The sequence below is a fragment of the Nostoc sp. FACHB-152 genome, assembly GCF_014697475.1.
Lineage (GTDB): Bacteria > Cyanobacteriota > Cyanobacteriia > Cyanobacteriales > Nostocaceae > Nostoc_B.
In genome coordinates, this window is the sequence record NZ_JACJRV010000032.1 from 19,749 (window position 1) to 35,524 (window position 15,776).

Genomic DNA, 15,776 nt, shown 5'->3' on the forward strand with positions numbered 1-15,776 from the left:
GATTAAGGCCGCAGGGGTGCAAGGGTGCAGGTGAGAGGGTTTTTACGGTTTCTGCACAGATACACCCAACTATAACTAATCATCCGCACATCATATAACAGGTGTTAGAGTTTAGCTGCTCCATATTTATTGTGCATATAGAATGATGTTGACACTCAACTGTCAACGACTCCATGAAGTGAATTGTTTCCTATTCGCTGTTATTGCAGAGCAATTTCAGCTTGGATCACGGTTGAGTCGCTGGTAGGCTCAAGGTGAAAACCTAGTTTTTTACAAATTCGTTGCATTCCATAATTATCTGCCAAGATGCTAGATGTAATCCGTTTAATGTTTTCTTGACGCGCCACTTGCAGTAATCGCTGGACTAACTCTGTGCCTAAACCTTGATACTGGTAGCGATCGCTCACCAGCGTAGCAAATTCCGCAGCATCAGAACCGTGCAGTTTACTTAATCTGCCGATTCCCAAAATCTGCCGCGTTCCTGTTTGCGGGTTTTGGTGTTCTGCTACTAATGCCATTTCGCGATCGTAATCATTAAAGCAAATGCGGATGAGTCGCTCGTGCGTAATTCGTTGGCTGAGTTTAATCAGGTGGAAGTAACGAAAATAAACGCTTTCTTCTGAGAGTGTTTCGTGAAACTGCACCATCAACGGCTCATCTTCTGGGCGAATGGGACGGATTGTGACTGGTGTACCGTCTTTCATCGTCCAATCTTGGACATATTGAATTGGATAGGGTCGAATTGCTAACTTGGGTAGTTGATCTTTGATCATCTCTGGTGGGTGCAGCACAACCCGCGCATCTAGTGCGATTAATCCTCCCGGATTTAAGGTAGTTGGGGGAACCGCTAACAAAGGGTTAATATCAATTTCTTTAATCCACTGTTGTTCAACTACTAGTTGGCTAAATGCCACCATCAATTGCTCCAAGGCAGGCATATCAATACTTTCTCGCCCCCGCACACCCTTGAGGGCTTTGTAAATTTTTGTTTGCTCCATCATCCGTCGCGCCAAGGTTGTGTTTAGGGGAGGCAATGCGATCGCTCGATCTTGAAACACTTCTACTAGTTGTCCCCCTGCACCAAACAACAGCACTGGCCCAAATTGGGGATCGAGACTACTACCAATTATCAGTTCGTAGCCATCTGTTTTCACCATCGGTTGGACTGTCACCCCTAAAAACGGTGGTGAGTTGTGATTGCCCAGTTTTGAGTAATGAGGGTCTTTTGCAATTTTTTCCTGCACAGAAGATTCTATGCTGCGATAAGCTTGTCTAACTGCGTCAGCATCCCGAAGGTTTAACTGCACACCGCCGACATCGGTTTTATGGGTAATTGTATGCGAATACAGTTTCACAACTACCGGAAAGCCAATACTCTCAGCACATTTAACAGCTTGCTCCTCGCTGGTAGCTACACAAGTTGCGACAACTGGAATGCCATAAGCCGCTAATATCTGCTTAGATTCAAATTCTGTCAGCAGTGTCCGCCCGGCTTGATGTGCAGCTTGGATGATGTTTTCCACCAAGTTGCAGTTTTGTGTCCCTGAGTTAGGACAGGCAGGAGTTAATACAGGGGTTTCGTAGATACCACGGAGGTTATAGCTAGACTGCCACATATAACTAAATACCCGCGCCGCCGTATCGGGATATCGATAAGTGGGGATATGTTGACTGTTGAGAATTGTTTCGCCAGCAGTAACTTCTGCTCCCCCCATCCAACTGGCAAGAATCGGTTTACCAGCGATTTGCGAGTAGGCTTTTAATTTTTCTGCTGTTTGGGTGGGATCTGTCATGGCTTGGGGTGTGAGAATTACCAACAAGCCATCACTATTAGGATCATTCACTGCAATTTCTAAAGCTTGAGTATAACGTTGGGGGTCAGCGTCCCCCAAAATATCAATCGGGTTGTTATGGCTCCAGTGAGTTGGTAGGATTTCGTTAAAGGATGCGATCGCCTCTGGTGAAATTGATGCCAGTTCACCACCAGCCGTAATCAAAGCATCTGTAGCCAGTACTCCCGGCCCGCCAGCGTTAGTTAAAATCGTCAACCGCGGCCCTTGAGGACGAGGCTGTTTTGCTAATACTTCCGCCATATCGAATAGGTCAGAAATACTATTAACTCGCAACACTCCACAACGCCGAAAAGCTGCATCTAACACTGCATCGCTACCAGCCAAACTGCCTGTATGGGAAGCGGCGGCTTTAGCTGCTGCTTCTGTACGACCTGCTTTAATGACAATAATTGGTTTGGTGAGTGCAACCTCTCGTGCTGCGGAGATGAAAGACCGCGCATCACCGATAGATTCCATATAAATAACAATACTTTTAGTGTGGGGGTCATCACCGAGATAGTAAATTAAGTCTCCCCAGCCCACATCTAACATTGAACCGATGGAAACGAAGGCACTAAAGCCAACATTTTCTTGAAAACTCCAATCAAGAATCGCCGTACACAAAGCCCCACTTTGGCTAATAAAACCTACGTTTCCTGGGCGAGCCATTGCACTGGCGAAGGTAGCATTTAATCCTGTCAACGGACTCATCACCCCTAAGCAGTTAGGGCCAATGATGCGAATGTTACCACGACGGGCTTGTGCCATAATTTCTCGTTCTAAAGCCTCGCCGGCAGCACCAGCTTCTTTAAAGCCAGCAGAAATGATGATCGCACTTTTCACACCTGCATCTACACACTCGGCAATGATTCCGGGAACTGTTGGTGCTGGCGTAGCAATCACTGCTAAATCAATGGCTTCGGGTATATTAGAAATTTTTGCATAGGCTTTAATGCCTAAAACACTGTTTCGCTTGGGATTGACTGGAAAAACTGTTCCCCCAAAAGGATTAGTAATTAAGTTCCACAGCAAGGTGCGGCCTACACTACCAACCGTTTCACTAGCACCAATCACCGCTACAGTTTGCGGTGCAAAAATAGCATCAAGGGGATTAAGCTTCTCTGCCTTCAATATATCTATGGCGCGATCGCTTTTTGGTTTGAGAGTTTTCTGCATTCATCCTCCTTGTCAAAAGTGCTGAGTAAAAAATTGATGGAATTTTTGCCGTGGAGTCTATGCTCCCGTTGAGCATAGGTCTTATTTCACCCAGAAACTTTTAAACTTGGCGAGAACCTGCATAATTTTTCTCAGGACGATCGCCTTGTCTAAGATGCGATCGCCAAATTCAAAGTTAATTCCGGGTCATGTCACCTACAAACTTAGGGGTCAATAACTGTATACCTTAACCGATCACCATGATAGTTGCATTCAGGATTTTTGGGTCGATTTCAATATATTAAATAGAACAAACAGAAAAAACTGAACTCTGTCAAGCCAAATGAAAAACCATGAAGCTCCTTAGCAGACTGACTTATAGGTACTATAAATATTAAAATCTCCTACTTAAAAATTATTTATAAATCTGGAAATTGAAAACATGATTAATATTTATGCATATATAAAAAAATTGAGGAACTTGTGAGGAATGCAAAAATTTATGTAAATTCCTATTTCTATAATTTGATAAATCGATGCAATTGCTAGTGTGATTTTTTGCATCCGCAGTTTTATGATAAATGGGAATCAAAAATATTTGAGGCTGTTTTATGTCTGAAGTAAATTATCAACAGCCCATTAATACAGTGGCTACTCTATTAGAAAAGTACGCTGAGGGGCAACGAGATTTTGTTAGAGCCGAACTCGGTGATGCGGATTTGCCAGGGGTTAACCTCAAAGGTTCTGACCTCAGTTATGCTGACTTAAATGCGGCAAATCTTCGAGGTGCTAATCTTAGGGGAACTGACCTCAGCTATTGTGACCTCTCTCAAGCTGACTTAACAGATGCAGACTTGCGGGGATCGTTATTAATGTCGGCTAATCTCCGCCAAGCTAATCTCCAAGGCGCGAAGCTAGAAAAAGCAGATTGCGATCGCAATACTCATTTTCCCGCAGATTTTGATCCAGTTCAGGCTGGAGTACGATTCAAATCAGAGACTTAAAACTTGAATTTCATTCAGTTGATTAATCACTACATCTGCACCTTGGACATGATCTGATTTTCCAATCCAAGTAATGCCTATACAGCCTGCGGCTTTAGCATTCCTTGCCATTTGCATATCGCCAACGGCATCTCCTACCATTAGTGCTGCACCTGGTTCTACTCCCAAAACTTCGCAGGCTTGTAAAAACAAGGATGGATCTGGTTTGCCAGGGCCTTCATCCACTCCTAATTGCGCTTGAATATAATCATTCAACTTATACCTGGCGACAAAAGCTTTAACTTCTCCTGTTTTAGCTGCTGATATCATACCGAGTTTTACTCCTGCGGCTGACAGCGATTGTAACAACTCCAAACTCCCTGGAAACATGGGTGCGGGAGATTCTTCCAGATATTTTTCTGCTTCGTCTAAGGTTTGACGCGCTATTCTTAGACATTCAAACCATCCTCTACCAGTTTCGGCAATATAGGCTGCTGTAGCAATTTCGGTTTCTCGGCGACTAGCTACTGTCAATAACCCTGCTGGGTCGATGGAGTCGCTATTAATCCCATAAGCCATTAATAATGGTTCACCAATTCCGGGAAATTGAGCATCGATAATCCGTGTTACTTTTTGTCCAAGCGATCGCAAATAAACTTCTGAGTCTTCTAAAGTACCATTTTTGTCAAAAAAAATTGCCTGAATATTAGGAAAACTCACATTTTTACATTGAATAGTTACCAAAATTTTTCCCCCATTCAACACAAGACTTTTAAATCTGTCACCTGTAACCGAATACGGTTACGTTAAAGGGGAAAGGGTCAGAAAAAACCTTTAACCCTTACCCCAAACCAATTCTTAGTTCAAAATGCTTATCCGGAACCGTATTGACCTGTAACCTGTCTCCTATCACCTCTCATCACTAATCAGCAAATAAAAAAAGAGGGATTGACCCTCTCTTTTCAGGCTTTAATGCAATTATTTACTGAGCTTACTCTTCAATAGCTACTGGAATTTCTTCTTCAATAGCTGCTGGGATGTCTTCTTCAATAGCTGCTGGGATATTTTCTTCAATAGCTGCTGGGATATCTTCTTCAATAGCTGCTGGGATGTCTTCTTCAATAGCTGCTGGGATATCTTCTTCAGCAGCTGGTGTTAAAGTAATGCCTTGTTGTTTAGCTAACAGTTGTTCCCGATACTTAGCTGCCATTTCTTCGGCCTTATCATAGACCAAATCGCGGTTCTTAATCATATCACCGGGTTCTGGTTCCAACTGTTTGGTAGATAAAGAAATCCGCCCTCTTTCTGCATCCAAATCAATGATCATGACTTTCACTTCATCATTGACATTGAACACACTATGAGGTGTATCGATGTGTTCGTGAGAAATTTCTGAGATGTGTAACAAGCCACTAACACCGCCAATGTCAATAAACGCACCGTAAGGCTTGATACCACGAACTGTCCCAATTACTACCTCGCCAACTTCCAGGCGGTTCATCTTCCGCTCAACCAATGCGCGACGATGAGATAGAACTAGGCGGTTGCGTTCTTCGTCTACTTCTAAGAATTTTAATGGTAACTCTTCACCTACTAATTCTTCTTTAGGTTTGCGAGTGCTAATGTGGGAACCGGGAATAAAACCACGTAATCCTTCAATCCTTACCAACGCCCCACCACGGTTTGTGGCAAACACGCCAGAACGAACTGTTGCGTCTTCTGCTTGCAACTGACGCACACGCTCCCAAGCGCGCATATATTCAATACGACGAATCGAAAGGGTCAACTGACCATCTTCGTTTTCATCGGTCAGGATGAAAAATTCTCTTGTTTCGTTCGACTGTAATACTTCTTCCGGGCTGTCTACCCGGTTAATAGACATTTCTTGTATGGGTATATATGCTGCTGTTTTAGCACCGATGTCAATCAGAGCGCCGCGCGGCTCTATACTGAAAACCGTTCCTGGTACAATATCTCCAGGGCTAAAGTGATAGTCGTATTTGTCAAGTAGAGCAGCGAAATCTTCGTGAGTAAATCCAATTTCTGTAGCGGTTAAGTTCTGATTGACCATGCTGATTTGTTCCTGGTTCTAGTCTCCGTAAAGTTTTGTGACATAATCGTGATGTATCTGCTAGCCACTGAATGCTAGTGTACACTTACATCCCTTATTAATCCTAGCGTAGAAAGCTAGTGTTAACATATATCTACTTCCAGATAGAAGATTATATCATAAGATAAATAGCCTCTTGCAATCTGCCATAGGGTAGAAGGCACAAATAAAGGAAAATTGAATAGCTAGACAGTCTGAGGCACTTTTTGCTGAATAGGAATTTGAATCACGAATTTTGTTCCTTGGTTAGCCACAGAAGAAAACTCTAGCTTCCCACCATGCTGTTCAGTAATAATTTGATAGCTAATAGACATACCCATACCTGTACCTTTACCCACAGGTTTAGTTGTAAAGAATGGGTCAAAGATTCGTGGTTGAATAGCTTCAGGAATTCCATTACCATTGTCTGCGATCGCAATTTCTACCCATTCAGAGTTAATCAGGGATGTAGAAATAGTAATGCTATGAGGATGAGCTTGAATTTCCTGATAAGTTCGGTTCTGATTGGCCTCTTCTAAAGCATAGATGGCGTTTGCCAGAATATTTATAAATACTTGATTCATCTGCCCAGCGTAGCATTCTATTGTTGGCAGATGGCTGTAATCTCTGTTTACTAAAATTTCAGGACGAGTATTAGTTGCTTTTAATCGGTGTTGCAAAATTAGTAAGGTGCTATCAATACCTTCATGAATATCCACTGGTTTACACTCAGCTTCGTCCATGCGGGAAAAATTACGTAGCGATTGCACAATCTTACTGATACGCTGCGTCCCAATTGACATAGAATCAACTATTTTGAGTAGGTCATTCTGCAAAAATTCTAGGTCAATTTTGTTCTCGTGATTTTGAATTTCTGCTACAGGACTGGGATAATACTTTTGATAAAGTTGAATTAATGTAAGTAAACTTAAAGAATATTCTTGGAGATAGCTGAGGTTAGCATGAATAAAATTAACAGGGTTATTTACTTCGTGAGCAATCCCTGAGACAAGCTGACCCAAACTAGACATTTTTTCACTTTGTACCAACTGTGATTGAGTTTTTTGGAGATTCTCTAAAGTCAGCTTTAGTTGACGTTTTTGTTCTTCTAAGAGTGATTGCGCTGTTTGTGAATCTCTGATTGATTTTTCTTTACATTGGGCATCTAATCTCATTTTATTGGCTAACTGATGGCCGTATAACGTCACGCAAATAACCATGATAAAGATTGCCGTGGCGATCGCAATTTCGTACAGTAAAAAAGTTTTAGCATACTCTTGCTGCTGTTCTAAAAGTTGCTGTTGAATTTGGCTAATATTTCTGCGAAATTGAACTAGTATTTGATTAGCTTGGTGATATTCCTGATCCATTTTCGCCATATGTCTTCCAGCTATTTCTGGTTGTTGCTGACTAAAATAGAAAAAAATTAGTTGGGATTCTGTCACCATTTTTGTTGTTGCGGCTTCTGCTGCGTCTAAATTTTCTAGCAGCAGTTGTGATTGTGTGGGAACAACCTGAGTTGTTAGCTCATCTCGAATCAGCCGAACAAATTTTTGAAAAGAATCTTGGGCTGCTTTGAGTTTTTTTCTTTCACCAGCAATATCACGAGAATCAAAAATATTATTCCCTGGAGCATTAATTTCCGTTAAAAATTCATTGATTTCAGCATAAGATTGTAGCCTTTTAGCCCACTGATGATTGACCTCAACCGAATGTGTGTAAATATTCATGATTTTATGGTTGAGGTATAAACTAGTTGAAACTGTTAGAAGGTTAAATGCTGCCAGCGCGTAGTATATATATTGCCATCTAGCCGATGCTAAATATTTGATAAAATTTTGAGCTTGAATATAAATTTTATGCATTTGATAAGTTTTGAGCCAGCCTGAAATACTTAATACCTTGTCTTATTGTTCCCTCTGGCTAAAACAAAAAATACAATATATAGTAAACAAGCTTAAAAGCCTTTTGGTGCATAGATTTTATCAGAATGAGTTCTCCTAAAAATTACTATGATTGCTATATATATATATATTTATTTATTGATCAGAATAATGAATAGCAATAAAAAAATCCGCTGTTAAATAACAACAGCGGATTTTAACTTTGAAAAGCTTAGTAATAGTAACCTACTACTAGTCTTTTTTCTCAATGCGGGGAGGTTCGCGGAAGGCGATCGCAAAAAATAGAACGCCTATGCACAAAGTAAAAATTAAAATGTATGCAACGCTTTCCATATTAAAAGCTCCTGCTTATCTAGCCAGTAATAAATGAAACATAGTGGTTCAAGTGATGAGGATGAAGTAATGAATTTCATACTTCATCCTGCATACTTCATCCTTATTTTAGAGGGCTTCCTTCCGGCGGGTTGACTTATCACCCACTTTCTGGAACAGACCCCATTCGACTTGCTCTTCTAGGTCGGCTTCTACACCAGCAAATACGTCTCGGTAGATTGTCCGAGCGCCGTGCCAGAGGTGTCCGAAGAAGAACAGTAAAGCGAATACTGCGTGTCCAAAGGTAAACCAACCTCTAGGACTGGTACGGAATACACCGTCAGAGTTCAAGGTTTCACGGTCAAATTCAAAGATTTCGCCGCCTTGAGCCTTACGGGCATATTTCTTCACATCAGCAGGATCTGTGAAGGTCTTACCATTTAAGTCGCCACCGTAGAAGCTAACGGTGACACCAGTTTGTTCAAAGCTGTACTTTGATTCTGCCCGACGGAAAGGAATGTCAGCGCGGACAACACCATCGCTGTCGGTCAAAATTACGGGGAAGGTTTCAAAGAAGTTGGGTAGACGACGTACAGTCAATTCTCTACCTTCAGCATCTGTGAATACAGCGTGACCTTGCCAAGACTGAGCAATACCATCACCCTTAACCATAGGGCCTGTACGGAACAGACCACCTTTAGCAGGGCTATTACCAACGTAATCGTAGAATGCCAGCTTTTCAGGAATTTGTGACCAAGCTTCAGACAAGCTTGCACCGTTAGCCACGCTAGCTTGAACACGACGGTCAATTTCTTGACGGAAGTAGCCTTGATCCCACTGGTAGCGGGTAGGGCCAAACAGTTCAATAGGAGTTGTAGCACTACCGTACCACATGGTACCAGCAACGATGAAAGCCGCGAAGAATACCGCAGCAATACTGCTGGAAAGTACGGTTTCAATGTTACCCATCCGCAGAGCTTTGTATAGCCTTTCGGGGGGTCTAACTGTCAGGTGGAATAAACCAGCAATAATACCAACCACACCAGCAGCTATGTGGTGAGCCACAATACCACCAGGGTTAAAGGGGTTAAATCCATCTGGCCCCCATTCTGGTGCTACTGCTTGCACGCTACCCGTAACTCCGTAGGCATCGGAAATCCACATCCCTGGGCCGTAAAGTCCGGTGAGGTGGAATGCACCAAACCCAAAGCAAAGTAAACCAGATAAGAACAGGTGGATACCAAACATTTTTGGCAAGTCTAACGCTGGTTCACCAGTACGGGGATCTCTAAAAAGTTCCAAATCCCAGTAAACCCAGTGCCAAACTGCGGCTAAGAACAATAAACCAGAAAGTACGATGTGAGCAGCAGCCACACCTTCAAACGACCAGAAACCAGGATCGGTAGCAGGGCCACCAGTGACGCTCCAGCCACCCCAAGATTGGGTAACACCTAGACGTGCCATGAAGGGCAGCACGAACATCCCTTGTCGCCACATGGGGTTAAGAACTGGATCGCTGGGGTCATAAATAGCGAGTTCATACAGCGCCATTGAACCAGCCCAGCCTGCCACTAGGGCTGTGTGCATCAAGTGTACAGAAATCAGCCGCCCTGGATCGTTCAGAACAACTGTATGTACTCGGTACCAAGGTAGTCCCATCGACTACGCTCCTCCTCGAAGAGTTATGTTTACAAAGCAATTTTTTTACTGAGTTCTTTGAATGGGCGAATACCGCTTGTCAAAGAAATCTCTGAGTTTTTTTATTGCCAGGGTTCTGAGTTTGACCACGGCTCAGTCTTGATGATTTCAGACTGTGTGGCTTTGGCAACACTTAGACGCTGCGGTAGCTTTACCTTGTTGGGTAGATATTGCTTGTCTTTCCCTAGAGGTTCTTTTCAGAAAACTCTCCCTGATTCTTAGAGAACTCGGCAAACACCTTGCGGGTATTTGGGTAATCAAGCGAGTCACCCTTGTGGCAGCTGCCTTTTGATCGTCTACGCGATCGCCATGCAAAAATGAGAATGTTTTAAAAAGTGTAACTATTGATGGAATTGTTTGCAAGCGTGTAAATAGATGCGATCGGTATCCCATCTGTGTTATCTTCCCACAAATCTTCGTCACAATTTCATTTGCGTAGATCAAGGGAGTAGGGAGCCAGAAGAGGAAATAGGGCAGGGGGCAGGGGTAAGAGGAGAGGTACTTAAGGCCAAGCCCCCCCTCTTTTCGATTACTCAGCTAAATCACTGTGTTACCAATTGGATGTTTTGTAGCTGACACCTAGCTTCAGCTGTATTTAGACGTTCAATTACCTGTTCAGAACTCATTAAACGCTTTAGCACTACTTGACCGATTGTTTGGCTGGCAACTTCTGGTGTTATAGGTACAACTTCCACTGTTAAAACAGCCTCTTCAGCTCGATAAAGCCATAACAATTCATTGTTTTCTACTATACAAATCTTCATTTGTTGGATATCTGGTTGCCGTCGCCACGCAGTAATTTGCCACAATCCACCAGATGACCATACTCTACCTATAGTCCATCCATCAGAAAGAAAAAAATATTTCACGGTTTCATCTCGCTATTTTGACTATTAATTTTGATATCTACACCCTTAGTAGAATTTTTACGGTAGATGTTGTAAACAAAGAAACTTTACCACTTAAGATAAGATGGCAATTTTACTCATAATTCTTGTTAAAACCACCCTCAATAGCTGATTGCTAAACTTTATAGTTGTAGTCAGATAACTCAGGGCATTTTGAAATTGTGTATGCCAGGAAGGAGGCACGCTAATATTTTTACCTTCTGCCTGCTGGAACCTAGCTTCTGCTTTTCGCTATAAATGTTAACAGCTAGAGCTAATTGAGCAGCTTAACAAATTTTGTTAAAAAATATTTGTAATTTAAAACAATTTTATTTAGTTAATGAGATTTATCTTCAAGGATACAAATTTTCGGATTTTTGCTGCCTATACTGTCTGATAAATTTGCTAAATATTAATCTAATTTCGTTCTATATATTACATTTATTACATTAACGATACTGAAGCAATGAACATGAGTATCTGTAACATTTTTTGATATAACTCAATAGTTAAGCAAAATGAAAGAATGATGTTTTGATTATCTGTAATATCCAATTACATCAGTGATTTTTACAGGGAAGTAGTCGCGATCGCCTGAGTTGAAAGTACTGAGTCAAGAGTAAAAATACTATTCCCTAACCTCTAATCTCTAGCCCATCTTTCATGCTTTGCTGTGAAATTTGTTTCATCGGAACTGCCTTGAGCCTGCCTTAATTAGAAAAAATTGGGTATGATTGCCACACATACAGTAGAATGACTGACTGCTAATTTGAAAACTATCAAAGGTATGACTTTATTTCCCTTGTCCCTACGACGCTGGGTTCGGATTACACAATTCCTATCTCTTTTCTGTTTGTGTTTAATTTTCGTTATCAGTTGTAAACCTCAGCCACAAACAACGACCTCGCCATCAGGGGCTGTCAATACTCCTACAGGGGATGGTCGTATAACTGTAGGTACAACCGCAAAACCGAGAACTTTAGACCCAGCAGATGCTTATGAGTTGGCATCGTTGGGTTTAGTGTTTAATATGAGCGATCGCCTTTATACTTACGAACCAGGTAGTACAGAAATTAAACCGCAGTTGGCGACAAGTTTACCAAAAGTGAGTCAGGACGGTTTAACTTACACCATACCTCTGCGCCAAGGAGTAGTGTTCCACGATGGCACACCCTTCAACGCCAAAGCAATGGAGTTTAGTATTAAGCGATTTATTGAAAATAAAGGTAAACCTTCTTTTTTATTAGCTGATACAGTCGGCTCAGTAACCGCTACAGGTGAGAATGAGCTAACAATTAAGCTTAAAAAACCCTTTGCTGCATTTCCTTCTTTACTAGCGTTCTCTGGAGTATGTGCAGTTTCACCCAAAGCTTATGAAATTGGTGCTGGTAAATTTAAACCAAATACATTTGTGGGAACTGGCCCTTACAAATTAGCGCAGTACGGTACAGATTCACTGCGTATGGATGTATTTGATAAATATTGGGGAGAAAAACCTGCGAATAAAGGAATTAACGTTCAAATTCAAACGAGTCCAGTTAACTTGTTTAATGCCTTTCGTACAGGTGCAGTAGATGTAGCTTATTTATCACTACAACCTGATCAAATTCGTAGCTTAGAAGAAGGCGGTAAAAAAGGAGATTGGCAAGCGATTAGCGCACAGGGTAGTGTGGTAAGTTATCTGGTATTAAATCGCAATCAAAAACCTTTAGATAAACCAGAAGTTAGACAAGCGATCGCGGCAATTATTGATCGTCCACTAATAAATGAGCGAGTTTTATACGGTCAAGCTGATGCGCTTTACAGTATGATTCCTACTACTTTCAATGTTTCCCAGCCATTATTTAAAGATAAATATGGTGATGGTAAATTTGATCAAGCTAAGGAATTATTAACCAAAGCTGGTTTCTCTAAAGAAAATCCGGTCAAAATTCCAGTTTGGTATCCTTCAAGTTCACCAACTCGCAGTTTGGCAGCACAGACACTCAAATCACTTGCCGATACTAAAATGGACGGCATAGTACAATTAGAAGTCAACACAGTAGAAAGTGCTACTTTCTATAAAGATATTACTAAAGGTTCGTATCCTGCCGCTTTGCTTGATTGGTATCCAGACTTTTTAGATCCAGATAACTACGTCCAACCGTTCTTGGCTTGTCAAAAAGGTTCCGATGCTAAAGGCTGCGAAGATGGTGGTAGTCAAACACAGGGTTCGTTTTACTATAGCGAAACCATTAATAAACTCATCGACCAACAACGCAAAGAACAAAATCCCGCAGCACGGCAAAAAATCTTTGCCGAAATTCAAACGCAAGTAGCTAATGATGTGCCATATGTTCCTCTTTGGCAAAACAAAGACTACGTATTTGCCCAAAAAGGCGTAAGTAATGTGCAACTTGATCCTACCCAGAATTTGATTTATAAAACAATCAAAAAATAGTCATTAGTCAAGCGTCAAAAGTCCATAGTCAAAAGTTAGTAATTATAAAAGTTTGATTCATTGAATTAGCGTAATTATTATCTATTGACCATTGACTCTTGACCCTTCGGGTGACGCTCCTGCGTCGCTAACGCCAGTTGCTTCAAGTCGGGAAACCCGCCCAACGCACTGGCTCACCATTGACTCTTGACCATTGAATTTTGACTCATAACTAAAATATGTCTCGCTCGAAAGCCCTACAGTATTACATTGTGTCGCGGTTGCTCCTAGCACCACTTCAGCTGTTAACTATCATTACTATCGTATTTTTATTATTGCGAGCTACACCAGGAGACCCCGCAGATGCGATTCTTGGCGGACGTGCGCCAGAAGCCGCAAAAGAAGAATTACGCAAGCAATTGGGATTAAATCTACCTATTTGGCTTCAGTATTTAAATTATTTGAGCAACTTACTGCGCTTTGACTTAGGAACTTCTTTAACAAGTCGAGGACAAAATGTTTGGGACATCATCGGGCAATATTTCCCGGCGACTGTGGAGTTAGCCGTATTTAGTATGGCTGTGGCTCTGGTTGTCGGGATTTTGGTAGGTACACTTTCCGCTTCTCGTCCGGGAACGTATTTTGATGTGGGAGGGCGGTTATTCGGAATTATTACCTACGCATTACCAATGTTTTGGGCGGGAATGCTGTTGCAGTTAATTTTCTCTGTACAACTGGGTTGGTTTCCTAACTCTAACCGTTTTCCGCCGACATTACAGCCACCATCGCCAATTACCGGGCTATATACATTTGATAGTTTACTTAGTGGCAACTTAACTCAGTTTTTTGCCTCTTTGCATCATCTTGCCCTTCCTAGTCTGACATTAGGGATTTTGCTCAGTGGAATTTTTGAGCGCATTGTCCGGGTGAATTTAAAACAAACTCTCCGCGCTGACTATGTAGAAGCAGCTAGAGCCAGAGGTATTCCAGAAAATAAAATTTTAGTGGCTCATGCTTTAAAAAATGCGTTAATTCCAGTAATTACTGTCTTGGGGTTAACCTTTGCTTCTTTGTTGGGTGGAGCGATTTTAACTGAGGTGACATTTTCTTGGCCTGGTTTAGCCAATCGTTTGTATCAAGCAATCAGCGATCGCGATTATCCTACAGTTCAAGGTGTATTGGTATTTTTTGGAGCGATCGTTGTTGGGGCAAGTATTCTAATTGATATTATCAATGCTTATGTTGATCCCAGAATTCGCTATTAATTAACTACATTTACGCAAACTATCTATTATGAAAAGAAGCGATCGCTTCTTAATGAAAGAAAAAAGCGATCGCTTGGTTTTTCGTCACGCAGATGCCAAAATAATGTCTGAAAAAATACACAGAAGTCATTACTATTTTTTCATACTTAGAACAGAAAAATTCTTTTCTTACCCTGAATTTTAGGCGAAATCATAATTCTCCTGCGAATAGATACGCTAGGAAAGTTTGACACAGGCAGCAAATTCTTAATTTAGCTCTTGGCCTTTTTCATGGAACGACGAGTTTTGAGTAAACCAATCGCACTTATACCAAGCAACGCCATAGTTGCAGAAGGTTCTGGAACACTAACACCCTTTGTTAATTGATGGGCGTTTCTTTGGCCAATATCGATGGCAAAAACGACATCGTTATAATCTTTATCGCCACCTCCCCATAGGTCTTCATAACCTAAAACTAAGAAGTTTTTGTACACATAAGACATAACGTGTTGTAAACCATCAGGATTACTAGCGTCATTTAAACCAAACACGCCTTTCACTGTCTGTCCTTGTTGGTTTTTTCCATAAATACCGCCATTAATGTCGTTAGAGTGCAGCAAAAAATCAAGTGTAGTACCAGCTTGGAACTGACCTAAGTTTACCCAATCACCAACATTTAAAGGGCTGTCTTGTTTGGTTTTATTTGCTAAAGCATTGTTAGGATTTTGGCAGAAATCGCTAAAATTTTGAAAAGAACTATCTTTTGTACTACAAGATGTATCCCCAAAAATTTTCCCTGTGGTGACTGTGTTACCAGAAGTTGCCTTAAAATCTAAACGGTTACGATATCCACCGGCTGTTTCACCAATAAAAAAGACTTTAGTATCGTGAGCATATTTCAGTTGAAGATGAGATTGAGTTAGGTCAACTTTATGCGCGCCAATTGTCTCAGGTGATAGGTAGCGAGCTTCTTTGCCCACAAAATCTCTAAAGTTTTGGATATTCTCTTTGAAATCAATTGGGGCTTCATCTCTGCTTTTGATATTAATAGCATTTGCTGGTTTTGCAGCCACCCACAAGCCAGTTACCAAAGCTGTTGCGGCGAATAAATTAGTGAAAACATAATTTTTCATGACTTTCCTTTGTCTTAAATCATGAATCTATTAATAAGGAATTTTATATTAATTTGTCTAGATGGTTTTGTTTAAATTATTTGTTTTTTTATATAGAGATGATTGAATTATAATTACTTA

The 15,776-nt window shown here is 41.3% G+C and carries 12 protein-coding genes; 3 read left to right on the plus strand and 9 right to left on the minus strand.

What is annotated here, in order from left to right; all coding sequences use genetic code 11:
- Positions 1 to 200 precede the first annotated feature (200 nt).
- Positions 201 to 3,008 (minus strand): bifunctional acetate--CoA ligase family protein/GNAT family N-acetyltransferase, encoded by a 2,808-nt coding sequence (locus H6G76_RS20215; protein WP_190704570.1) that lies wholly within the window; start codon positions 3,006 to 3,008, stop codon positions 201 to 203.
- Positions 3,009 to 3,598: 590 nt separating this feature from the next.
- On the opposite strand from H6G76_RS20215, the gene H6G76_RS20220 reads away from it, so the two are divergent.
- Complete coding sequence (locus H6G76_RS20220) at positions 3,599 to 3,991, plus strand: pentapeptide repeat-containing protein (RefSeq protein ID WP_190704573.1); 393 nt, start codon at positions 3,599 to 3,601, stop codon at positions 3,989 to 3,991.
- Here the strand turns inward: H6G76_RS20220 and H6G76_RS20225 are convergent.
- The 7 genes from H6G76_RS20225 to H6G76_RS20255 all read right to left on the minus strand — a co-directional run bounded on the left by H6G76_RS20225 (position 3,980) and on the right by H6G76_RS20255 (position 10,842).
- Complete coding sequence (locus H6G76_RS20225; RefSeq protein WP_190704576.1) at positions 3,980 to 4,714, minus strand: HAD family hydrolase; 735 nt, start codon at positions 4,712 to 4,714, stop codon at positions 3,980 to 3,982. The two genes, H6G76_RS20220 and H6G76_RS20225, sit on opposite strands and share 12 nt — an antisense overlap.
- Before the next feature lie 247 nt (positions 4,715 to 4,961).
- Positions 4,962 to 6,041: a 30S ribosomal protein S1 gene (locus H6G76_RS20230; RefSeq protein ID WP_190704580.1), complete on the minus strand. Its 1,080-nt coding sequence runs from the start codon at positions 6,039 to 6,041 to the stop codon at positions 4,962 to 4,964.
- A 224-nt stretch (positions 6,042 to 6,265) separates the two neighbouring features.
- A complete protein-coding gene (locus tag H6G76_RS38075) occupies positions 6,266 to 7,789 on the minus strand; it encodes a sensor histidine kinase (protein WP_199337457.1) in 1,524 nt (507 codons plus the stop codon).
- Between the two features lie 405 nt (positions 7,790 to 8,194).
- A complete protein-coding gene (locus tag H6G76_RS20240; protein WP_190704585.1) occupies positions 8,195 to 8,296 on the minus strand; it encodes a photosystem II reaction center protein T in 102 nt (33 codons plus the stop codon).
- Between the two features lie 108 nt (positions 8,297 to 8,404).
- Positions 8,405 to 9,934, minus strand: a complete 1,530-nt coding sequence (psbB, locus tag H6G76_RS20245) for a photosystem II chlorophyll-binding protein CP47 (protein WP_190704588.1) — start codon at positions 9,932 to 9,934, stop codon at positions 8,405 to 8,407.
- A gap of 147 nt (positions 9,935 to 10,081) precedes the next feature.
- Entirely contained in the window at positions 10,082 to 10,396 is a 315-nt protein-coding gene (locus tag H6G76_RS20250; protein ID WP_190704591.1) for a hypothetical protein, read from the minus strand.
- 119 nt (positions 10,397 to 10,515) lie between these two features.
- Entirely contained in the window at positions 10,516 to 10,842 is a 327-nt protein-coding gene (locus H6G76_RS20255; protein WP_190704593.1) for a hypothetical protein, read from the minus strand.
- An 805-nt stretch (positions 10,843 to 11,647) separates the two neighbouring features.
- On the opposite strand from H6G76_RS20255, the gene H6G76_RS20260 reads away from it, so the two are divergent.
- Entirely contained in the window at positions 11,648 to 13,300 is a 1,653-nt protein-coding gene (locus H6G76_RS20260; RefSeq protein ID WP_190704596.1) for an ABC transporter substrate-binding protein, read from the plus strand.
- Between the two features lie 218 nt (positions 13,301 to 13,518).
- Positions 13,519 to 14,544: an ABC transporter permease gene (locus H6G76_RS20265; RefSeq protein ID WP_190704599.1), complete on the plus strand. Its 1,026-nt coding sequence runs from the start codon at positions 13,519 to 13,521 to the stop codon at positions 14,542 to 14,544.
- 251 nt (positions 14,545 to 14,795) lie between these two features.
- Here the strand turns inward: H6G76_RS20265 and H6G76_RS20270 are convergent, their stop codons facing one another.
- Positions 14,796 to 15,656 carry a DUF4114 domain-containing protein gene (locus H6G76_RS20270; RefSeq protein ID WP_190704602.1) on the minus strand — a complete coding sequence of 287 codons (861 nt, stop codon included), beginning with the start codon at positions 15,654 to 15,656 and terminating at the stop codon, positions 14,796 to 14,798.
- Positions 15,657 to 15,776 lie beyond the last annotated feature (120 nt).